Source organism: Plantactinospora sp. CNZ321 (genome assembly GCF_004217235.1).
Genome location: NZ_SHKQ01000001.1, coordinates 1634107 through 1654376 on the forward strand (window position 1 = coordinate 1634107; position 20270 = coordinate 1654376).

General features: G+C 72.2%; 19 protein-coding genes. 6 read left to right on the forward strand and 13 right to left on the reverse strand.

Annotated elements, in window-relative coordinates:
- The 5 genes from EV371_RS07220 to EV371_RS07240 form a co-directional block, all read right to left on the reverse strand.
- On the reverse strand, window positions 1–414 hold the full coding sequence (locus tag EV371_RS07220) for a hypothetical protein (protein WP_207230434.1): 414 nt from the start codon (window positions 412–414) through the stop codon (window positions 1–3).
- A gap of 35 nt (window positions 415–449) precedes the next feature.
- Window positions 450–2063, reverse strand: coding sequence for a DUF4153 domain-containing protein (locus tag EV371_RS07225; RefSeq protein WP_486484528.1), 1614 nt, complete (start codon window positions 2061–2063; stop codon window positions 450–452).
- A gap of 227 nt (window positions 2064–2290) precedes the next feature.
- Entirely contained in the window at window positions 2291–3412 is a 1122-nt protein-coding gene (locus tag EV371_RS07230; RefSeq protein ID WP_165436623.1) for an ATP-binding protein, read from the reverse strand.
- Window positions 3409–4095 (reverse strand): response regulator, encoded by a 687-nt coding sequence (locus tag EV371_RS07235; protein ID WP_130461360.1) that lies wholly within the window; start codon window positions 4093–4095, stop codon window positions 3409–3411. The genes EV371_RS07230 and EV371_RS07235 overlap by 4 nt, the downstream gene beginning before the upstream one ends.
- A gap of 108 nt (window positions 4096–4203) precedes the next feature.
- A complete protein-coding gene (locus EV371_RS07240) occupies window positions 4204–4755 on the reverse strand; it encodes a phosphoribosyltransferase family protein (RefSeq protein ID WP_165436624.1) in 552 nt (183 codons plus the stop codon).
- A 187-nt stretch (window positions 4756–4942) separates the two neighbouring features.
- Here EV371_RS07240 and EV371_RS07245 point away from each other — a divergent pair, with 187 nt between their 5' ends.
- The 4 genes from EV371_RS07245 to EV371_RS07260 all read left to right on the forward strand — a co-directional run bounded on the left by EV371_RS07245 (window position 4943) and on the right by EV371_RS07260 (window position 9435).
- Window positions 4943–5581, forward strand: coding sequence for a septal ring lytic transglycosylase RlpA family protein (locus tag EV371_RS07245; protein ID WP_130461362.1), 639 nt, complete (start codon window positions 4943–4945; stop codon window positions 5579–5581).
- A 257-nt stretch (window positions 5582–5838) separates the two neighbouring features.
- Window positions 5839–6966, forward strand: coding sequence for a SpoIIE family protein phosphatase (locus tag EV371_RS07250; RefSeq protein ID WP_130461363.1), 1128 nt, complete (start codon window positions 5839–5841; stop codon window positions 6964–6966).
- Between the two features lie 167 nt (window positions 6967–7133).
- Window positions 7134–9020, forward strand: a complete 1887-nt coding sequence (locus tag EV371_RS07255) for an acyl-CoA dehydrogenase C-terminal domain-containing protein (protein ID WP_130461364.1) — start codon at window positions 7134–7136, stop codon at window positions 9018–9020.
- 145 nt (window positions 9021–9165) lie between these two features.
- Window positions 9166–9435 (forward strand): DUF6458 family protein, encoded by a 270-nt coding sequence (locus tag EV371_RS07260; RefSeq protein WP_130461365.1) that lies wholly within the window; start codon window positions 9166–9168, stop codon window positions 9433–9435.
- A gap of 92 nt (window positions 9436–9527) precedes the next feature.
- On the opposite strand, the gene EV371_RS07265 is transcribed toward EV371_RS07260, so the two are convergent.
- Window positions 9528–10112: a histidine phosphatase family protein gene (locus EV371_RS07265; RefSeq protein WP_130465725.1), complete on the reverse strand. Its 585-nt coding sequence runs from the start codon at window positions 10110–10112 to the stop codon at window positions 9528–9530.
- Between the two features lie 298 nt (window positions 10113–10410).
- Between EV371_RS07265 and EV371_RS07270 the strand changes: the two genes are divergently transcribed.
- Window positions 10411–10677 (forward strand): DUF6458 family protein, encoded by a 267-nt coding sequence (locus EV371_RS07270; protein WP_130461366.1) that lies wholly within the window; start codon window positions 10411–10413, stop codon window positions 10675–10677.
- A gap of 110 nt (window positions 10678–10787) precedes the next feature.
- Here the strand turns inward: EV371_RS07270 and trhA are convergent, their stop codons facing one another.
- The 6 genes from trhA to EV371_RS07300 all read right to left on the reverse strand — a co-directional run bounded on the left by trhA (window position 10788) and on the right by EV371_RS07300 (window position 16700).
- A complete protein-coding gene (trhA, locus tag EV371_RS07275) occupies window positions 10788–11465 on the reverse strand; it encodes a PAQR family membrane homeostasis protein TrhA (RefSeq protein WP_130461367.1) in 678 nt (225 codons plus the stop codon).
- A gap of 80 nt (window positions 11466–11545) precedes the next feature.
- Window positions 11546–13384 (reverse strand): NHL domain-containing thioredoxin family protein, encoded by a 1839-nt coding sequence (locus tag EV371_RS07280; RefSeq protein ID WP_130461368.1) that lies wholly within the window; start codon window positions 13382–13384, stop codon window positions 11546–11548.
- A gap of 76 nt (window positions 13385–13460) precedes the next feature.
- Window positions 13461–13802 carry a hypothetical protein gene (locus tag EV371_RS07285; protein WP_130461369.1) on the reverse strand — a complete coding sequence of 114 codons (342 nt, stop codon included), beginning with the start codon at window positions 13800–13802 and terminating at the stop codon, window positions 13461–13463.
- A gap of 263 nt (window positions 13803–14065) precedes the next feature.
- The gene (locus tag EV371_RS07290; protein ID WP_130461370.1) at window positions 14066–14851 is read right to left on the reverse strand and encodes a methyltransferase domain-containing protein; all 786 of its coding nucleotides are present in this window, start codon (window positions 14849–14851) and stop codon (window positions 14066–14068) included.
- Between the two features lie 20 nt (window positions 14852–14871).
- Complete coding sequence (locus EV371_RS07295; RefSeq protein WP_130461371.1) at window positions 14872–15663, reverse strand: ABC transporter permease subunit; 792 nt, start codon at window positions 15661–15663, stop codon at window positions 14872–14874.
- Window positions 15664–15674: 11 nt separating this feature from the next.
- Window positions 15675–16700: an ABC transporter substrate-binding protein gene (locus EV371_RS07300; RefSeq protein WP_130461372.1), complete on the reverse strand. Its 1026-nt coding sequence runs from the start codon at window positions 16698–16700 to the stop codon at window positions 15675–15677.
- Window positions 16701–17054: 354 nt separating this feature from the next.
- Between EV371_RS07300 and EV371_RS07305 the strand changes: the two genes are divergently transcribed.
- Window positions 17055–17249 (forward strand): winged helix-turn-helix domain-containing protein, encoded by a 195-nt coding sequence (locus tag EV371_RS07305; protein ID WP_349337765.1) that lies wholly within the window; start codon window positions 17055–17057, stop codon window positions 17247–17249.
- Between the two features lie 117 nt (window positions 17250–17366).
- Here EV371_RS07305 and EV371_RS07310 read toward each other — a convergent pair whose 3' ends face one another.
- Window positions 17367–20120, reverse strand: coding sequence for a hypothetical protein (locus tag EV371_RS07310; protein ID WP_130461374.1), 2754 nt, complete (start codon window positions 20118–20120; stop codon window positions 17367–17369).
- Between the last annotated feature and the right edge of the window lie 150 nt (window positions 20121–20270).

Here is a 20270-nt window from a genome sequence, read left to right on the forward strand (position 1 = left end):
TCACCGCTCCGGTCGCTGCACCACGTCGGTGAAGTCCTGCTCGTTGCGCTCGGCCAGCTGCACGTACGCCCAGCCGATCCCGACCAGGAACGGGAAGGCGGCCACCCCGAGCAGCAGCCAGGGCAGGTTGACCCCGAACAGCTTGGCCGCGCCGACCTCCGGGGCGATCGCGAAGAGCAGTGGCAGCCCGCCGAGCCCGATCCCGACCACCAGCGACAGCCGCAGCGCGAGGGCGAGCTGGGCGCGGATCAACCCCCGGAGCAGGGCCTCGCCGACCTGGGTCTGCTCGGTCAGCTCGGCCCGGGTGCGCTCGGCGCCGGTGCCGCTGCGGACCACCTCGGCCAGTACCACCCGGGTCCGGCGCGGCGGTCCGGGCGGCCCCGGCTCCGGCTGGCGATCGATGGGGACGGCCACCCCGGCAGTCTCACCGCCTGACCGGGAATGTCAAGTCACCATCGCGGTCGCTGCGGACAGATCGGCCGCTTGGCCGGCGGGTGCTCGGCGATGATCCGCCGGGCCTCGATCCGGGCGAGGTTCGTCTCTCGCCAGTCGTCCGCCGGCAGGCCGTCGTCGTACTCGCGGAGTGCGCAGTCGCGCAGGTGGTCCGGCAGCCGGTCGAGCGCCGGCACGGCGTCGGCGGAGAGCTCGGAGAGGTACAGCACGTCGATCCGGCCGGTCCGCTGGTACCGCTCGACGTTGTGCTCGGCGATCAACCGGTCCGGGTTCGCCACCGCCAGCGCGAGCAGCGCGAGCACCGCGGTACCGATCGCCACTGTGGGGAGCCAGCGGGCGGCCAGCCGCACCCCGGCTACCGCGACCAGTACGAAGACCAGTCCCAGCCACGCCTCGCAGACGGCGACCAGCAGTCGGAGCCGGGTCGCGCCGTACGCGTCGGCGTAGACGTCCATCCGGAACAGCGCCGAGGCCACCACCACCAGGCTGAGCATGGTCAGCCCGCCGAGCAGGATCCGGACCAGGGCCCGGTCGAGCCGGCTCTCCCGGGGCGCCCAGCGGGCGGCGGCACCGATCACCAGCAGGGTGAGCACGGAGACGGCGAGGAGTTGCCAGAAGCCGCGCCGGGCGTACTCGGCGTAGCTGAGGCCGGCGGTGCGCAGGACGTGGTCCGAGCCGCCGAAGAGGGTGGTGAGCTGGACCGCCACGAACCCGGCGAAGAGTGCGTCGAGCAGCCCGACCGGGAGTATCCAGTCGACCCGGCGCAGCCGTCGGCTCGGGCCGGACGCCATTCCGGTCAGGTCCGGCGGGGCCGCGAGCACGTACGCCGCACCGAGCAATGCCGTACCGACCGCCGCGAACAGGAACACCCAACGGAGGACGGTGGTACCCGACAATTCCGGAAGCAGTTGGTCCAGCAGACTGGCGAAGGCCGCGTCGGCGGAGGAGAACAGCAGGCCGAAGACGACCAGCAGGCCGACCGAGACCAGGACGCTGACCAGCGTACGGCCGACCGCGAGTCTGCGGCCCGCCCGCGAGGACCGGGCCGTCCCCTTGACCAGCCACGGCACCGACCGGATCACGGCCGCCGGTGGCACCAGGGCGGAGAGCAGCATCGCGCGTACCGACCGGCCGTCCGCGAGGGTCAGCGTCGCGGTGACCGCCGAGGTGAGCAGGCAGAGTACGAACAGCCAGCCCGCCGCCCGGATGGTGCCGACGCCGAGCAGCGCGACGGTCGTGGCGGCCCAGAACGGCCGTACCCCGCCGATCCGCCGCCATCCACCGACCGGCTGGCTCGCCGCCGTCGTTGCCGGCTGGCTCGCCGTTGTCGTCGGCCGGTCCGCTGGCGTTGCTGGCCGGTCCGCCGTCGTTGTCGGGCGTGCGTTGCCGGAGGTGCCCGCCGGACGCGCGGTGGGCCAGGCGGCGGTGACCAGCGCCGCCGCTCCGGCGACTCCGGCGAGCAGCCAGCCGAGACCGGGCCGGGTCAGCGGAAGGCTCACCGCGGCGACCGCTGCCGCCGTGCCGATCCCGACCAGTACCGGCTGGGTCGGACCACCGGCCGGTCCGGGCCAGCGGGTCGCGATCCAGGACGGCGGGGGCGGTGGTGGCACCCAGGGTGGCGCTGCCGGGGCAGCGGGCGCGGATACGCCCGACGGCGGGGCTGGGGTAGGTGCCGGTGTGGGTGGGGTACCGGCGCCGGTTGTCGACCGCTGCCCTGGTGCCGGGGCGTTCGGGTGCCGTGGTGCCGGTGCGTCAACGGGTTTGCTCGGCCGGTCGTCCATCGTCGGTTCCGCCTCGTTCGTCGGTTCGGCCTCGTTCCTCGGTTCCGCCGCCTCGCTCACCGCTGCTCCACCAGTACGGCGGAGTGGTCCCCGGCGGACGACGGCGGCACCACCGGCAGACTCACCTCGATCCGACAGCCGACCGGGTGGCTCGCCCGGCCGGTGGGACCGGGCCCGACCAGGGGACGGTCGGCGACGGCGATGGTGCCGCCGTGCAACTCCACCACCCAGTGCGCGATCGCGAGGCCGAGCCCGGTGCCGCCGTCGCTGGCCCGTTCACCCCGGGTGAAGCGTTCGAACACCTCCGGCCGGAGCCGAGCCGGAATGCCCTCGCCCTCGTCGGTCACCTCGAACCGCAGTTCGTCACCGATCCGCTGCGCGGCGACCAGCACGGTGCCGCCGGGTGGACTGTGTCGGGCGGCGTTGTCCAGCAGGTTGGCGAAGACCTGGTGCAGCCGTCGGGGATCCGCCTGCACGGTGAGCGCCCCGGACTGCGGGCGTACCTCGAACCGGACGTCGCGCCCGGCTCCGGCCGCGGTGATGGTGGCCTGTTGGATCACCTCGTCCAGGAACTCGGCCACGTCGACGTTCTCCCGGCGCAGCGGCAGCACCCCGGCGTCCAGCCGGGACAGGTCGAGCAGGTCGGCGACGAGGTGACCGAGCCGCTCGGTCTGGGCCAGCGCGACCCGCAGCGTCGGCAGGTCCGGCTCCGCCACCCCGTCCACGATGTTCTCCAGTACGCCCTGTAGTGCGGTGATCGGGGTACGCAACTCGTGCGACACGTTCGCGATCAGCTCCCGACGGCGCCGGTCGGCCTCGGCCAGGTCTCCGGCCATCTGGTTGAAGGCGGCGGCCAGCGTGCCGACCTCGTCCCGGGAACTGGCCCGGACCTGCCGGGTGTAGTCGCCCCGGGCCATTGCCCGGGCCGCCGCCGTCATCTCCCGCAGCGGGGAGGTCATGCCGTGGGCCAGCACCTGTGAGGTGAGCAGGGCCAGCCCGATGGCGGTCCCGGTGGTCCAGGGCGGCAGCCAGCCGATGCCGATGATGAAGACGGTCATCCCGGCGGCACCCGAACCGACGATCAGGATGCCGAGCTTCAACTTGATCGACCAGATCGGGTCGAGCGGTCGCGGCAGTACGTCCATCGTCCGGTTCACGGTGGCCCAGAACCTGGTCATGGCCGCACCTCCAACGCGTAGCCGACTCCGTGCACGGTGCGGATCAGATCGGCGCCGAGCTTCCGGCGCAGCGCCTTGACGTGGCTGTCGACGGTGCGGGTACCCGAGCTGTCGGCCCAGCCCCAGACGTCGGCGAGAAGCCGTTCCCGGGGCAGTACCATCCGGGGCCGGCTGGCGAAGTGCGTCAGCAGGTCGAACTCGGTCGGGGTCAGGTGCGCCTCGACCCCGTCGCGGCGCACCCGCCGCTCGGCCTGGTTGATTTCGAGGTCCCCGATCCGGAGGATCCCGGCGCCGTTGCGGGCCGCGGCCGCGGCCCGGTCGACCCGGCGCAGCAGGGCGTGCACCCGGGCGGCGAGTTCGCGTAGCGAGAAGGGCTTGGTGAGGTAGTCGTCGGCCCCGACGGCGAGCCCGACCAGCAGGTCCGTCTCGTCGTCCCGGGCCGTCAGCATCAGTACCGGGACCGGCCGGTCGGCCTGGATCCGCCGGCACACCTCCAGGCCGTCGAAGCCGGGCAGCATCACGTCGAGGACGACCAGTTCGGGTCGGCCGCTTCGGAACGCGTCGACGGCACCGGGTCCGTCCCGGGCGATCTCCACCTCGAAGCCCTCGGCACGCAGTCGGGCGCCCACCGACTCGGCGATGGTGCGCTCGTCCTCCACGACCAGGATCCGGCGTTGCGTCATCCCATGACTGTAGGAAGTCGGGGTGCGCGAACCTGGTTCACGTTGTGAACAACCTGTGCAGAACCGCGCCGTTCGGGGTGCGGCCGTTGGACCGGCGGGGGTCGGGTGTCAGCGGTCCAGATCGGCGCTGGTCAGCAGGCTGTTCAACCGGAGTAGCGCCGCCACCTCCGGTGCCACCGAGGCGACCAGGCACGCCGTACCGAGGACGGCGGCGCCGCGCAGGGCGGCGATCTCGTGCAGGGCGCGTGCCTGGGCGCCGCTGGCCACCCAGTCGTCGACCACCAGCACCCGGTCGCCGGGTCCCAGGTGCCGGTCCCGTACCCCGAGGGCGAACCTGCGGCCCCGGTAGTCGGTGGCGGTCCAGGCCCAGGTGGTCGGCTCGGCGATCCGCCGCTCGCCGGTGCTCTTGTACGCCGGGACGAAGCCGGCGCCGAGCGCGGTCGCGACCAGCGGCCCGAGCAGCAGGCCGGTGACCTCGGGCGCGACCACGACGGTGGGTTGGTCCGCCCGGTACGGCTCGGCGAGGGCCGGGCCGAGCCCGGCGAGGACGACCGGGTCCCGCCACCAGCCGGAGACGTCGCTGACCAGGTGCGTGCTCTCCGGTCCCGGGTCGGTCCACCGGAACGCCTCGACCAGCCGCCTGCTCAGCTCCGACCGCACGTGGACCATCTTGCGGCATGCCCCGTCCCGTCCGGGTACGGGCACGTCCGACCCAGTCGGGATCGGATGATCGGCTACACGTTCCACCACATAACCGGGCGAAAGCAGATGATCACGTTGACTTCCGAAGTACCACCCTCGTTACGGTCCGACCCGATCTCTGTTGTTCCTGGGAGAGGACGTGGCGGTGGCGGGGAAGCATGCCAGAGTTCGGATCCTGCGCTGGCGGACCGGCGCGGTCGCGGCCGGCGCGGTCGCGGTGGCGCTGGTCGGCGCGGGCGCGGCCGGCGTGGTGAGGCTCGGTGCGGAGCCCGCCGCCAACTCCGGCTCGGTGCCGGCGCTGGTCGAGTCGACCACCCCGGCCGCCCCGAGCGGGCCGGTGACGGCGTCGCCCACCCCGGAAGCGGTCACGCCCACGCCGACCCGGTCGCCTGGGCGCGCCTCGCGGGCCAGCTCCCGCCCGTCGCCGAGGCAGACCCGGACCGGTGCCGCGGAGAAGCCCGCCACCAAGCGGCCGGCGACCAGCCCGACGAGCCGGGTGGTGCGCAGCGGCTCGTGCGGCGCCTCCTACTACGACCAGGGGCAGGTGACCGCGAACGGCGAGGCCTTCAACCCGGACGCGCTGACCGCCGCGCACAAGACCCTGCCGTTCAACACCCGGGTCCGGGTGACGAACCCGGGCAACGACAAATCGGTGGTGGTCCGGATCAACGACCGGGGACCGTTCATCGAGGGGCGTTGCATCGACCTGTCCCGGGCCGCGTTCGCCGCGATCGCCTCGCTGAGCGTCGGCGCCATGGACGTGCGGTACGAGGTCCTCGGCTGATTCCGGGGCTCCTCACCTGCGCGGCCAGCCGACCGGGCGAGGGGCGGATGTCCCGCCGGCACCAGCGGTGCGACGGCCGGGCGACCGGGGCCGGCGCGTGACCTGAGGAAGGTGTTCGGAGAATGTTCGTTCGACGTGCAACGGCTGGCTGACCCGCCGACAAGATCCAGCGGATCCGGAGCGGTGGAATGCGCCAGGTGGCCAGAACCCGATCGGACGAGGAGCCAACTTCGTACAATCGCGGTCGTCGATCAGGCATGCTGTTCCGCGTACCCATGCGACTGATGCCACCGGGCCGTCGCCCGCTGAGCCAAGGTTCCCGCGCCGGTCTCGGCGCGGCCCTCGGGCTGCTCGCGCTCGTCTCGGTGGTCGAGTTCGCGGACGATTCCAAGGTCAACTATGTCGGGCTGGTCGCGGCTGCCCCGTTCCTGGCCGCCGCGTTCGCCTCCTGGCGGGTGGTACTCGCGGTCGGCGTGATCGCCACCGTGCTGGCCGGCTCGCTGGCCTGGGGTGGCCGGGTCGTGCCGCTGGCCAGCACGGTGAACCTGGTCGGCGTGGTACTGGCGACGGCGATCGCGGCACTGTTCGCGGTGATCCGGCAGCGGCAGGCGGAGCGGATCGCCGAGTTGTCCAAGCTCGCCTCCGTGGCACAGCAGGCGGTGCTGCGCCCGGTCGGCCCGCAGGTCGGCAGTCTGGCGGTGGCCGGGCACTACATCTCGTCGACCGCCGCCGCCGACATCGGCGGTGACCTCTACGAGGCGATCGACACCCCGTACGGGGTGCGGATCATCATCGGCGACGTCCGGGGCAAGGGATTGGACGCGGTCCGGCTGGCCAGCATCGTGCTCGGCTCGTACCGGCACGTGGCGTACGAGCGGGCCGACCTGCGGGCCATCGTGGCCGACCTGGACCGGGCGGTGGCCCGCAACGTCGGCGACGAGGACTTCGTCACCGCCGCCCTGGTCGAGGAGCGCGGCGGCACGCTCACCATCGTCAACTGCGGTCATCCGGCTCCCCTGCTGCTCCGTCGCGGTGAGGTGATCCCGATGGAGCCGCCGGCGCCAGCCCCGCCGCTCGGGTTCATGCCGGTGGTCCGGCCCCGGGTCGAACGGCTCGAACCGGGCGACCGGCTGCTGCTCTTCACCGATGGGCTCGGCGAGGCACGCCGGGACGGCGAGTTCTTCCCGACCGTGGACCGGGCCTGGCGGCTGCTCGGGCACGGTACGGTCGCCGACGGGCTCGCCTCGCTGGAGACGGCCCTGGTCGAGTGGGTACGCGGCCGACTCGACGACGACATCGCGCTGGTGCTGATGGAGTACCCGGGTCCGCACTCGGCAACCGCGTCGACGGTGCCGAGCTGGGAGGTCGGCGCCGCCGACGGCTGACCGCCGGGCCGGTGCGACCGCATGCGGATGAGATCAACCCCGCTCCGGGGGTGTCGCTGTGGTGCGGGTCACTCGCGCTGGTGCTCCACCCGACACTTACCCATGAGTAATATAGTTCCTGTTACTGCCGGGTAACCTGTGTTCGTGAGTCCGGGGGGCAGAGACGTATGAGCCACTACAGGAGCAATCGGCGAGACCTCGAGTTCAACCTCTTCGAGGTCTTCGGCGCGGACCAGGCGTTCGGCGTCGGCCCGTACGCCGAACTCGACGCCGACACCGCGCGGAGCGTGCTCGTCGAGGTGGAGCGGCTGGCCCGGGAGGATCTGGCCGCCAGCTACGCCTCCAGCGACCGCAACCCGCCGGTCTTCGACCCGGCCACGCACAGCGCGCCGCTGCCCGAGCCGTTCAAGAAGTCCTACCGGGCGTTGATGGCCTCCGAGTTCTGGCGGATGGACCTGCCGACCGAGCTGGACGGCACGATGGCGCCCCGCGCACTCTGGTGGTCGGCCGCCGAGCTGATCCTCGGCGCGAACGCACCACTGTGGATGTACGCCGGTGGGCCCTCCTTCGCGCACACCCTCTATCGGGAGGGCACCGAGCAGCAGAAGAAGTGGGCCAAGCTCTTCGTCGAGAAGCAGTGGGGCGCGACCATGGTGCTCACCGAGCCGGACGCCGGTTCGGACGTGGGCGCCGGCCGGACCCGGGCGATCCCGCAGCCGGACGGTTCGTGGCACATCGAGGGCGTCAAGCGGTTCATCACCAGCGGTGAGCACGACCTGACCGAGAACATCGTCCACTATGTCCTGGCTCGGCCGGTCGGGGTGGAGGGGGCCGGCGGCCCGGGCACCAAGGGGCTCTCGCTGTTCATCGTCCCCAAGTTCCACTTCGACTCCGAAACCGGCGAGCTGGGCGAGCGCAACGGCGTCTACGCGACCAACCTCGAACACAAGATGGGGCTGCGGGTCTCGAACACCTGTGAGATGACCTTCGGCGAGCACGGCGTACCGGCCAAGGGCTGGCTGCTGGGCGACGTACACGACGGCATCCGGCAGATGTTCCTGATCATCGAGTACGCCCGGATGATGGTCGGCACCAAGGCGATCGGCACGCTCTCCACCGGCTACCTCAACGCCCTGGAGTACGCGAAGAGCCGGGTACAGGGCGCCGACCTGGTCCGGTCGACGGACAGGAACGCGCCGCGGGTGACCATCACCCACCATCCGGACGTGCGCCGTTCGCTGATGCTCCAGAAGGCGTACGCCGAGGGCCTCCGGGCGCTGGTCTGCTACACCGCGACCTGGCAGGACCGGATCAACATCGCCGAGGCGAACGGCGACGAGGCGGCCGCGAAGCTGGCGAAGGGCGTCAACGACCTGTTGCTGCCGGTGGTCAAGGGTGTCGGCTCGGAACGGGCCTACGAGCTGCTCGGCCACGAGTCGTTGCAGACGTTCGGCGGCTCCGGTTTCCTCCAGGACTACCCGCTGGAGCAGTACATCCGGGATGCGAAGATCGACACCCTTTACGAGGGTACGACGGCGATCCAGAGTCTCGACCTGTTCTTCCGGAAGATCGTCCGGGACCGCGGTACCAGCCTGATGGCGGTGGCCGACGAGATCACGGCGTTCGTGGAGTCCGGCGGCGGGGAGCCGACCCAGGATTCGGCCGAGCCGGGCGACGGGCGGCTGAAGGAGGAGCGGGCGGCGCTGGGCCGGGCGCTCGGCGAGGTGCAGGCGATGGTCGCCACCATGACCGGGTGGCTCGGGGACGCGCAGGGTGGCGAGGCCCGGGCACTCTACAAGGTCGGGCTCAGCAGCCGGCGCTTCCTGCTCGCCGTCGGTGACCTGGTGGTCGGCTGGCTGCTGCAACGGCAGGCCGAGGTCGCGCTGCGGGCACTGAGCGGCGATGTGAGCCCGGCGGACAAGGCGTTCTACACCGGCAAGCTGGCCGCCGCTCGGTTCTTCGCCCGGGAGGTGCTGCCCCGGATCGGCGCGGACCGGCGAATCGTCCAGGGCGCCGACCTGGAGCTGATGGACCTGCCCGAGGAAGCCTTCTAGTCGGACGCGACCGAGAGCGATTTTCGGCGGCCGGTGGAGCTGTTGCTCCCCGGCCGCCGCGCTATTCTTGAGGCGGTGCTAGGAGCAGTTTGACCTGATTTGTCATGAAAGCCCACGACCCATCGCACGGGGGAGTGCAGCGGACATGGGCATCGGTACGGGAATTTTCCTCATCACCCTGGGAGCCATCCTGACGTTCGCGGTGAGGGCGAACGTATGGTGGCTCGACCTTCGGGCGGTCGGCTGGGTCCTCATCCTGGCCGGGGTCGCGGTGCTGGCCACCACGATGTGGTACTGGCAGGACCGCAAGAAGCGGGCGCGGACCCTGATCGTCGAGGAGAACAGGCTGTCGCATCCGACGGCGATGATGCCGCCGCCGCCGGATCCGCCGCCGCCGAGCGCGCCACCCACCTGACATCCCCGGTGCCCGGCCCGGTGGGATATGCCACCGTCCGGGCACCGGTCCGTCCGGGCACCGGTCCGTCCAGCACGTGGCCGGCCGCGCGGTCAGCCCCGGGCGGTGTGCCACTTCACGATCGGTCCCGCCTGGGCGGCCACGTCCGCCCACTCACCATCGATGCGGTGGATCACGATTCCGCCGGTACGCAGCCCTTCGGGGTCGGCGTGCACCGGATCGAGCAGAGTGGACAGTTCCGAAATAGCCGGGTTGTGCCCGATCAGCAGCAGGGTGCCGGCCTCCGGATCCGTGGCGCGGACGAGTTCGAGCAGGTCCGCCGCGTGCCCGTGGTAGATCCGCGGGTCGTACCGGACCGACGGCACTCCGCCACCGGACGGGCCGGCCGGCGCCGGAGCGGTCTGTCCGGCCGGGACGCCGAGCGGACGGATCGGCGGCGCGGCCATGCCCAACGCGACGTCGTGCCAGGTCTGCCGGGTGCGCTTGGCGGGTGAGCAGACGACCACCGTCGGCAGGTAGCCGCCGTGCCCCAGCCAGGCACCCGCGGCGGCGGCGTCGGCGTGCCCCCGTGCGGTGAGCGGGCGATCGGCGTCCGGTGCGGTCGTCGGCCGTTCGGCCTTCGCGTGCCGGAGCAGCACCAGGGTCCGCCCGGGTACGTCCGGCCGCCCCCCACCCAGGTCACCGTTTCCGCCGGTCCCACCGGCCGCGCTGGTCTCCGTCACGTTGGTCTCCCTGGATAGCCCGGCGTGCACGTCCGGTCCGCCCGGTCCGGCTGGTGCCGCCCGTCCGGTCCGGCCGCCCTCCTGCCGGTTCGGCACCGACAACGACGCTCTACCCAGCTTGCCGGATTCGGATGTGAAACGCCGGGGTATGTCGATGGATGCCGCGACCACAGCCGGAAACGGCACGGCCGGCGGCCCATCGGGCGGGCGATCGACCCGGCGGCACCAGTCGACAGCCTAGGAGGGCGACACAGTGGGCATCGGTGGCAGCATTTTTCTCATTGCGCTCGGCGCGATCCTCGCCTTCGCGGTCGACGTCGAGACGGGATGGCTCAACCTGAACGTCGTCGGCTGGGTGCTGATGCTCGCCGGTCTGGTCGGACTGGTGATGACCAGTTACCTGTGGCGCAACCGTCGCCGCACGGTCGTCACGCCGGTGGCCGACCCGCGCGTGCCGGGCCGGGAGGAGCAGATCGTCGAGGAGTACCACGACGTGCGACGTCCCGGCCCCCCGCTCTGACCCCGAGGTAGCGGCTGACCACCCGGCTCACCGGGTGTTCCGCCGCAGACGGCATCGCGGCGTTCGGCCGGACAGGTCACCGGGGCGTTCCGCGGGCAGCCCGCGGGCGGTCAGGCGAACAGGGCGAAGTAGATCGCGACGTGATGGCAGATCGCCGCGACCAGGGTGCAGGCGTGGAACAGTTCGTGGTGCCCGAAGACCGTGGGCCACGGGTTCGGCCGGCGTAGCGCGTAGCAGACGGCACCGATGCTGTAGGCCGCGCCTCCGGCCACCAGCAGCGCGAGCACGGTGACCCCGCCCCGGTCCAGGATGTCCGGCAGCACCGCGACGGCCACCCAACCCAGCGCGAGATACAGCGGCGCGGAAACCCAGCGGGGCGCGTGCGGCCAGACCAGCTTCAGCGCCACCCCGGCCACGGCGCCGCCCCAGACGATCAACAGCAGGACGGCCGCGCTCGTCGCCGAGAGGACCAGCAGGCAGAACGGGGTGTACGTTCCGGCGATGAACACGAAGATCATCGAATGGTCCATCCGGCGCATCACCCGGTAGCCGCGCTCGGACCAGACCCGCCGGTGGTAGAGCGCGCTGGTGCCGAAGAGGCCGCAGACCGTGACGCTGTAGACGACGCAGCTGATCAGGGGCGTCCAACCGGGACGGGTGGCGGCGATCGCGCAGAGTACGACGCCGGCTAGCACCGCCACGAAGAAGGCGTACGCGTGCAGCCAGCCTCGCATCCGCGGTTTGCCCAGGTCGACGGGGCGCAGCCGGAGCGGGGCGGAGGTACTCACCAGAACAGGTTACGGCACCGTAGGTTACTCGGGGGTAGTGACCCGGCAGTGCTTCCGGTCACTGCCGCTCCCCCGACCGGTCAGCTGTCCAGACCACGCAGCACGAGCGGCAGCCGGCGTGCCCCGTCCGGGGTGACCCGCACCGGCACGCCCCAGTCCTGGCGGCTCAGGTGGCAGGCGGCGTGCTCGGCCTCGGCGTCGCAGGTGGCGGCCTGCGCGACGACCTGCAGCACCCCGGAGTCGACCCGGTCGTTCAGCACCAGCCGGCGGGACAGCTCGGTCCCCGCCCCGGCACCGTCGAGCAGCAGTTCGGGCGGGGAGGCGGAGACCTCCAGCCGGGTCGAGGGGCCGAGCGAGGAGTCCAGCTTCTGCCCCGGCGGCGGCTCGAAGATGACGTCCAGGGTCAGCTCACCGGCGGCGAGATCCGTCGGCGGACGCTCCGCACGGTGCCGGCTCCCGGCGATCGTGCTTGCCCCGGCCGCGGAGAGGGCGCCCGGCGCCAGCCGGCTCAGCCGGTGCCCGGCCGACTCGACCACCAGCACCTCGCCGTCCCCGGTCAGCACCACGTCGCTCGGCTCCGCGAGCCCGGAGGCGACCGTCGAGACCGTCGCGGTCTCCGGGTCGAACCGCCGGACCGCGCCGTTGTAGGTGTCGGCCACCAGCACCGAACCGTCCGGCAGCGCGCCGACGCCCAGCGGATGCTGGAACAGCGCCTGCTCGGCCGGGCCGTCGACGTGGCCGAAGTCGAAGAGCCCCTGCCCGACGGCGGTGCTCAGTACCCCGTCGGAGACGAACCGCAGCGCGCTGGTCTCACTGTCGGCGATCCACAGCCGACGGCCGTCGGCGGAGGTCGAAAGACCGGAGGGCTGCGCCATCCAGACGTCCGGCAGCGGCCCGTCCCGCAACGCCTCCACGGTGGTGCCGGCGTAGACGCCGACGGTCCGCTTGACCGGGTCGAACCACCAGAGCTGGTGGATGCCGGCCATCGCCACGATCAGGCGGTCGTCGTACCAGGCGAGGTCCCACGGGGAGGAGAGGTCGGCGGCGAGCGCGTCGTGCGGGTGACCGTCCACCGTCGAACGCCACTGCCGGCCGGTACCGGCCACGGTGGTCACCTCGCCGGTCCCCAGCCGTACGCCCCGAAGCAGGTGGTTGACGGTGTCCGCCACCACGATGTCGTAGCCGGCGATCTCGGCGGTGTGCTCGGGCAGCCGGCACACCCCCTGCGGCTCGGCGAACCTGGCCACCTCGGCCGGGCCGTCCGACCGCCCCCGCTCGGCGGAGCCGATCCGGCGCAGCACCGTCTCGCCGTCCGGTGCCAGCTCCACCAGGGAGTGCCGGGCCGAGTCCGAGACCAGCAGGTTTCCACCGTCGAGCTCGATCGCCTTGCCGGGGAACCGCAACACGGTCTCCGGCTCGGCCGGTGGCACGTACGGGCCGTCGCCCCGGTGCAGCGTGCCCTTCGCCTCGTGCGTGGCGATCAACTCGTCGAGTAGTCGGGAGAGGCCTTCGGCGTGGCCCTCGCCGGCCATCGAGGCGACGACGTAACCCTCCGGATCGATCACGTTGAGAGTCGGCCAGGCCTTCGCGGCGTACTGCTGCCAGACCGTCATGTCCGCGTCGTCGAGTACCGGGTGGGCGACGCCGTACCGCTCGACGGCGGCGGCCAGGGCGTCGGGGTCGCGCTCGTGCTCGAACTTCGGCGAGTGCACCCCGATCACCACCAGGGCGTCGCCGTACTTCTCCTCCAGCGGACGCAGTTCGTCCAGCACGTGCAGGCAGTTGATGCAGCAGAAGGTCCAGAAGTCCAACAGGACGCAGCGACCCCGGAGGTCCCGCAACGTCAGCTCCGCTCCGCCGGTGTTGAGCCACCGGCGGCCCTTCAGCTCGGGTGCACGGACGCGGGGCGAAGTAGCCATACCGCCACCCTGCCATGCCGATGCCGGGAAGGCCCCCGGGCCCCGGTCATTGTGCTGCGGCGAACCGGCCGATGGCCTACGGCGAGGAGTTGACCCGTGGCCGTGGCACGGTGGCGCCGGTGCGGCGGCGCATGTCGGCCAGCGCCTCCATCAGGGCGCCGCCCTGCTCGATGGTGATGTGAAAGACCTGCCGATCCTCGAAGTCCGTCCGGGCGAGGCGGATGAAGGGGCGCGGCTCGGGGTCGTCGACGTACTGCACGAGTTGAGCCATGACCTCGACCGCCTGCCGCTCGTCGCGGGGGTTGCAGTCGTACCACCGACTGGCGTGGGTCGGCGGTGAGGAATCCGGGTGGACGCCGCGAAAGGTCGCGGTACATTCGCCCGGGTCACACCAGCCCGGATGAGGATCGGTGGCCATCGGCGGCTCCTTGCGAACTGTCAGGATCTCGGGTTGGGACGTGCGTGGCTGGGGTGCTGGGTCGCCCGTGGAGGCGGCGGAGGCCGCGACGCGGTAATCGCGGTCCGCCGCCGGATGAATGTTACGCTGCGTGACTTGACGGCCTCGGTCAGCAGTGCCGGGTAGACCCTACACAATGTGTGGTTGTCCCACTCGGTCAGGTGTCTGGCAGATTGTCGGCCGTAGTCAGTGCGCCGCGCGTCATGCCGGTCACCGGACCGTGGTCAACGCGGCCGGCGCCCGATGGTGGACAACGCCAGATTGCTCTTGACCCGCAACTCGGGGACGAGGAGCAGTTGTCGGAAGGCGTCCAGGTCGGTCGGGGACATACCCGCCTCGATCAGCTTCTGCCGGATCGCACCAGCGGTTCCCCACGGGAGCATGCATCCGTGGCTGCCGCCGACCCAGGTCCCGGTGTGCCCGACGGTGTCGCACTCCGTCAGCCCCAGGTCGAGCATTGCCCCGTGCACCCGGCGGCCCCACTTCGAGCGGTTCCCGGCGTCCTGCAACGCGGTCTGGAACGCGTCGTGATAGGCCTCGAACAACCGGTCGGCCTCGTCGGGATCCGGTGCTGCCAGCACGCTGGTACGCCAGGTCGGCTCGAACTCCTCGACCGCCAGGACGCCGCCCGGGTTGAGGGCGTCGACGAGTTTCGTGAGGACATCGATCCGCTGCGGCAGGTGTCCGAGGAGGAGCCGGACGTGGATGAGGTCGAAGCTGCCGGGCAGCGGCTCGGTGACGATGTCGTGCTCGCGTAGGTCCACCCGGGGATCCCGCCGACAGGGGCGCAGGTCGACATCGGTGGCGATCACCTCGCCGCGCGGGGCCAGCCCGGCGATCGTGCCGGCGATGCCGCTCGCGCCCACCGCGACCACCAGACACCGGGCGTCCTGGGGTATCCCCGCGTCGCGGAGCCGCTGCTCGCTGAACGGGTCGTACACGCCGGCCAGTGCCCGGAGCATGACGTCGTTGTCGGTTTCGGCGTTCTGGAAGATGTACGTGCTCGGCACGGGTTTCTCCTCGTGAGGCGTCAGGCGGTGGTGTGGTGGATCCAGGGGGTGAGCGCCCGCAGGGTGGCGGTGAGGGCGTAGAAGAGGTTGATGCTCATCGCGGCGAGCACGACGATCGCCGCCCAGGCCAGGGCCGCGTTGGTCCCGGCGTTCTGGATGACGACGCCGAGCCCGTCGGTCGCACCGAACAGCTCGGCGACCGTCGCGCCGATGAGCGCGAGTGGTAGGGCGATCCGGAGGCCGCCGAAGACGTGCGGGAGCGCGGCGGGCACGCGGAACTTCAGGAAGGTGGCCCAGCGCGGAGCGTTGAGGGACCTGGCCAGCTCCACGAGCTCGGCGGGTGTGGCGGTGAGCCCGGTACTGGTGGCCAGGGCGATCGGAAAGAAGCACATCAGCCAGACCAGGACCACCTTCGGCCCTGCTCCGAACCCGCCGATGGTGACGAGTAGCGGCGCGAAGACCGGCTTGGGTGTGCTGCTGATGGTCAACAGCATCGGGTACAGGGCTCGTTCGAGCCGGTGGGACGCTGCGAGGACGGTCCCGAGCAGCACGGCGGAGGCGATCGCGAGAGCAAATCCCGCGATCGCCTCGCCGAGGGTGACGGCTGCGTTCCGCAGCAGATAACCCGGCTCGTCCCAGATCGCCGCGGCCACCGCCGGTGGCCCCGGCACGATGTAGGGCGCGATGTCCAGGGCGACGACCGTCAGCCACCAGGTGGCGACGAATCCGGCGATGCCCAGCAGCGGCGTTCCGACGGTGGACAGCGCGGTCCGCCAACGCGGGATAGGTGCGGGGCCTGCGCGGTGCGGCATGCCGACGTGGCCTACCCGACCAGGTCGGGCGCGAGGATGGCGCTCGGGGTGAGGCCCATCGGGATCGTACCGGCAGCCTGGAGGATCGCGATGTTCTTGGCCATCCGCGACTCGTTGAACTGGCCGAGCGGGCCGTCCGACATGCCCTCGACGTACGCCCGCAGGGCCTTGACCTCGGCGACCGCCGCCGCCGGCGGCTGTCCCTGCGTCTCCTTCATCGACGAGTAGATCTGGCCCGCCTCCTCAGGGTGGTTGATCGCGTACTCCAGTCCCCGAAGCAGCGCCCGGTTGAAGCGGCGGACCAGGTCCGGCTTGTTCCGCGCGGTCTCAGTGGTGACACCGATGGCGGAACCGTGCAGGTCGCCGATGTAGTCCGTGAAGGGCAGCGTCACCACATCCTGCTTGGCGACCGTACGAACCGACTCGACCGCCGGGACGAACTGGCTGATCGCGTCCACCTTCTTCTGGGCGAGCATCGCCGCGTGCTGGGTCGCGATCGGGTTGCTCACCCACTTGACCTTGGAAGGGTCGAAGCCAGCCAGTCGCGCATAGGTGCTGAAGAGCAGGTAGTTGATGCCGCCGGGAAGGTAGGAGAGAGTCCGGCCGGCAAGGTCGCGTGGCGTGGCGATCCCGCTCGACTTGAGCGCGACGAAGCAGGCCAGGTTCCGCTGGTGCAGTACGGACGTGAGCCTGAAGTCCTTGAAGCCACCGTTACGGGTGAATTCGATCATCGCGCCGTTCACGTCCACCGTCGCGAAGGTGGCCTGACCCCCGGCCAGGGTCTTCAGGTTGCTCGTGGTGCCCTTGCCCGGAAGGACCTGCACCTCCAGCCCGACCTCGGTGAACCAACCCTTGGCCCGGGCCACGAAGATCGGAGCCTCGCGGCCCTGGAAGCCCGCCCCGCTCAGAATCGAAACCTTCTCCACCGGCTGTTGGCCGCTCTTCTCGCCGTCGCCGTCACCGCAGGCCGCTAGCGTCGCGGTGGCGGTAGCCGCCGCACCGGCCAGTAGGCGGCGGCGGGTCAGTACGAGCGTCATCTGATCTCCTCACACTTGGAAAGCTTGGTAAGCCAAGTTGATGGTCGGGATCCTCCGGCCGAGGGGCGCCCCCGCTACGGGCTGGGCGCGGATGTCATGTGATGCGGGTCGTGGTCGGGCCGTTGTCGTGGCACGACGAAGGAGCGGGTGCGGACGGGCTCGGAGGAGCCGCCTGCCACGGAGATCACCCGGACCTGCCCAGCCAACTTAGATTGCCAGGTAAGCCAAGTCAACGTCGATGCCTTGGGTTGCTTGTATTGCCAGGGGCGGCATGGTCCGATCTTGGAGGACTAAACAGGGGGACCTCATATGCCTGCACCTGCCTCGCCGGCCGAGCCGGTGTACCGCCGCGTCATGCGAGACGTGGAAGCCAAGATCGCGAGTGGCGAGCTTCGACCGGGCGACCAGCTACCCTCGATCAGCCAGCTCCGGGAGCAGTACAGGTGCTCGGCGCCGACCATCAAGCAGGCGCTGGCACGACTACAGGAGCGTGGCGTGCTCCAGGGGCATCAGGGCAGGGGCGTGTACGTTACGCCCGCTCCCGACTGACTCCCGGCGCTGGGGCGGGCCCGGAGTGGGGCCCGCCCGTGGAAACGACAGACGCCCCGCCTGACGGAACGTTGGACCCCAGGCGGGGCGCCGAGCCGGTTCGGCCGTAGCGGACCGCTACCCGCCGGCCGGTGCCGCCGCCGGTTGCAGGCAGAGCACCTCCTGGCGGTCCGGTATGACGATCGTCTGCGGAGTGTCCGGTGGGCACTCGTTCTTGTCGGTCACCTTCGAGCCCACCTTGAAGACGCCCTGCTCGGCGCAGTCCGCGATCACCGGGGTACCGCCGGAGTCCTTCACGCAGGCGCCCACCGCCGGGTTGAACGGGGGTGCCGGGTCGTCGCTGTTTATCTTGCCAAGCAGCCAGAGCGTGCCCAGCGGGATCGCCAGCAGCAGTACCGCCGCGATCAGCACCAGGGCCAGCACCTTGCCGTTGCGTACCTGCGGCGTCGGCGGCTCGGTCTTCGTCTCCGACTCCGCCACCTCGGGCTTGAACGAGTCGAACCTGCCCGGCTTGTCGTCGGGGGCACCCCAGCCCGGGCCGGCGGATGCGGGTGCCCCGGACGGAGGCGCGCCGCCAGGCGGCGTCCCGTACGTCCCGGGTCCGGCCCCGGGCGCTCCGTACGCGCCTGCGGAACCGGGCCGGCCAAACCCGGGGCCGTCCCCGTCCGGCGGGCCGAAGCCCGGGGCCCCGGGCGGTGGCCCGAAGTCCGGCTGGCCGGGCGGTACGCCGAACCGGTCGGTGCCGGGCGGGGCGGACGTGCCGAACTGGCCCGGGCCGCCCGGGCCGGGACCACCGAAGCGGTCCCCGTCGAAGGGCGCGGGCCCGCTACCGGCGGGTGCGCCGAACTGGCCACCACCGGCCGGCCCGGAGCCGTCGAACCGGTCCGACTCGCCCGCTCCGGGCCCGCCGAAGCGGTCCCCATCGAACGGCGCTGGCCCGCCGAAGCGGTCCTGTTCGGCCTGTCCGGGTCCGCCGAGGCGGTCCTGTTCGGCCTGTCCGGGTCCGCCGAAACGGTTTCCGTCGAATGGGGCCGGCCCGTTCGTGCCGGGCCCGTCCACCGCGACTCCACTTTGCCCGGGCATGCCACCACCGGGACCGGTCAGGTCGGCGAAGGGCGACCCGCTCGACGGCCGGTTCGGGGCGTCGGGCTGCGGTGCCCGGGCGCCAGGAACGGCTACCCGGGTGGCCGGCGGGTCGCCGGGGAAGCCGTCGCCGTGCTCGCCCGGCCCCGGCTGGCCGGGCGGGGCACCATAGACAGCCGGGCCGGCCCGGCGCGCATCGACACCATCCGACCGGCCGCCGTCCCAGCCGTCGCCCGGCGCGCGGGCCGACCGGTCGCTGTCCCAACCGGGTGCGCTGCCCGACCGGTCGCTGTCCCAGCCGGCGGGGCGGGCCGGTGGCCCTGGTTGACCGGCGTCCCAGCCGGCCGGCCCGCCCGCCGGACCCGACTGCTGGTCCGGTTCCTCGGTGCCGGCCGGGCGGCCGTACACCCGGGGTTTGGGTGCCGGTACCGAGGCTGCGGCGCCGAGGTCGGCGGGCGGCAGTACCCGGCTCGCCGCCGGTACGGCGGCACTGCCCGCGACGGCCCGGCCGGTTGGCCGGTCGGGTGCGCCGGCCGACTCCGGCTGTCCCGTCACCCCGGGTACCGAGACCCGGCCGGCGACCGCCGCGTCGGTCGGAACCCGCGGTTGCGGTACGGCGACCGATGCGGCCCCGGGCGTGGGCGCCGGGGACTGTGGTGCCGGGAACTGTGGTGCTGCGGACTGTGGCGCCGGGGACTGTGGTGCCGGGGACTGTGGTGCCGCCTCGGGCACGCCGGGCGCCCAGCCACCCTGGTCCCGGGCGGCCGAGCCGTACTCGTCCGGCGTCTGGCGGCCGGCGGGCGGGGAATAGTCGGCCGGTGGTGCCGCCGCCAGGCTGGCTCCGGGGATCCGGGTCTCCTGCGGCGGCAGCGGTACGGCGTTTCCGGGCGAGATCCCCGGTGCCGGACGCGGCTGGTACGCCGGCCCGTCCGGCTCACGCGCGTCGAACTCCGGCTCGCGCCGGGCCAGGTCGGGTTCGCGTCGGTCGAGGTTGGGCGGCCCCGGTCGGTCAAAGGCGGCTTCGCGCTGCTCGAAGGCGGCTTCGTGCCGGTCGAACTCCGGTCGGGACGGCTCGAACGGCCCCGGCCTGTTGTCGCCCGGTCCGGCCGACCAGGTCGGCGGCTGGGGGGCCCAGGCGGACGGCTGCGGTGTGCCGCCGTGCGGCGCGTCCGGCTCGGCGGACCGCTGTGGCTCGGCGGACCGCTGTGCATAGCCGCCCGGCGGGCCGCCGGAGTCCGGGTGGGACCCGGAGTCCGAACCGGACGATGCCTTTCCCCAGACCTCGGCCGCCGGCCACGGCTCACCCTCCGGGATCACCGGACGGTTGATCGGCGGGTAGCTGGGCGGCTCGCCGGGCTGACCGGCACCGGTCCAGCGCGGCGGGCCGGACTGGTTCGGCGGGCTTCCCCACTCCGGTGGGAAGCCCGAGCCGTCCGGCGGCGCCTGCGGTGTGCCGACGGACTCCGGGGGTGGGCCCCAGGGGCCGTCCGGGCGGGCGGCGGGCGCGCCCGGGGCTTCGCCGGGAGCTGCCCAGCCGGCCGGGCCGGGGTGAGCCGGGGCGGCCCCCGCTGATTCGTTCCAGGCCACCGGCGCGCTGGCCCGCCCGGCGGGCGGTGGCGGAGCCCAGCCGAAGTCGGCCGGTGGTGTACCTGCGGAACCTTGGGAACCCTGGGACGGGAACCGGTCGTCGGGGTGTGGTGTGGAATTGTCGTACGGGGTTGGGCCTGCGGCGCCCGGCGCAGCCTCGTCCGGCCACCGGCCGGGGTGCTGCGGATCCTCGGACGTCATGCGCGCGCCTCCTCCATCACATGTCGGCCGCGCCGGTCTCACGCGACGGTCACCAGCCAGGTTGCCGGCGACTCCGGCGTGACACCGGGCTGGGCAAGCTCCCCGCACGGTAACCGGTCCAGGCCGGCACCGCCCGGGCAGCGCGGGTCG

What these genes read in the sequence shown, in the direction of transcription:
- EV371_RS07230 (WP_165436623.1), bottom strand. Translation starts at nt 3,412, where the DNA reads ATGACCAGGTTCTGGGCCACCGTGAACCGGACGATGGACGTACTGCCG.
- EV371_RS07235 (WP_130461360.1), bottom strand. Translation starts at nt 4,095, where the DNA reads ATGACGCAACGCCGGATCCTGGTCGTGGAGGACGAGCGCACCATCGCC.
- EV371_RS07250 (WP_130461363.1), top strand. Translation starts at nt 5,839, where the DNA reads ATGCTGTTCCGCGTACCCATGCGACTGATGCCACCGGGCCGTCGCCCG.
- EV371_RS07255 (WP_130461364.1), top strand. Translation starts at nt 7,134, where the DNA reads ATGAGCCACTACAGGAGCAATCGGCGAGACCTCGAGTTCAACCTCTTC.
- EV371_RS07260 (WP_130461365.1), top strand. Translation starts at nt 9,166, where the DNA reads ATGGGCATCGGTACGGGAATTTTCCTCATCACCCTGGGAGCCATCCTG.
- EV371_RS07280 (WP_130461368.1), bottom strand. Translation starts at nt 13,384, where the DNA reads ATGGCTACTTCGCCCCGCGTCCGTGCACCCGAGCTGAAGGGCCGCCGG.
- EV371_RS07285 (WP_130461369.1), bottom strand. Translation starts at nt 13,802, where the DNA reads ATGGCCACCGATCCTCATCCGGGCTGGTGTGACCCGGGCGAATGTACC.
- EV371_RS07295 (WP_130461371.1), bottom strand. Translation starts at nt 15,663, where the DNA reads ATGCCGCACCGCGCAGGCCCCGCACCTATCCCGCGTTGGCGGACCGCG.
- EV371_RS07300 (WP_130461372.1), bottom strand. Translation starts at nt 16,700, where the DNA reads ATGACGCTCGTACTGACCCGCCGCCGCCTACTGGCCGGTGCGGCGGCT.
- EV371_RS07305 (WP_349337765.1), top strand. Translation starts at nt 17,055, where the DNA reads ATGCGAGACGTGGAAGCCAAGATCGCGAGTGGCGAGCTTCGACCGGGC.
- EV371_RS07310 (WP_130461374.1), bottom strand. Translation starts at nt 20,120, where the DNA reads ATGACGTCCGAGGATCCGCAGCACCCCGGCCGGTGGCCGGACGAGGCT.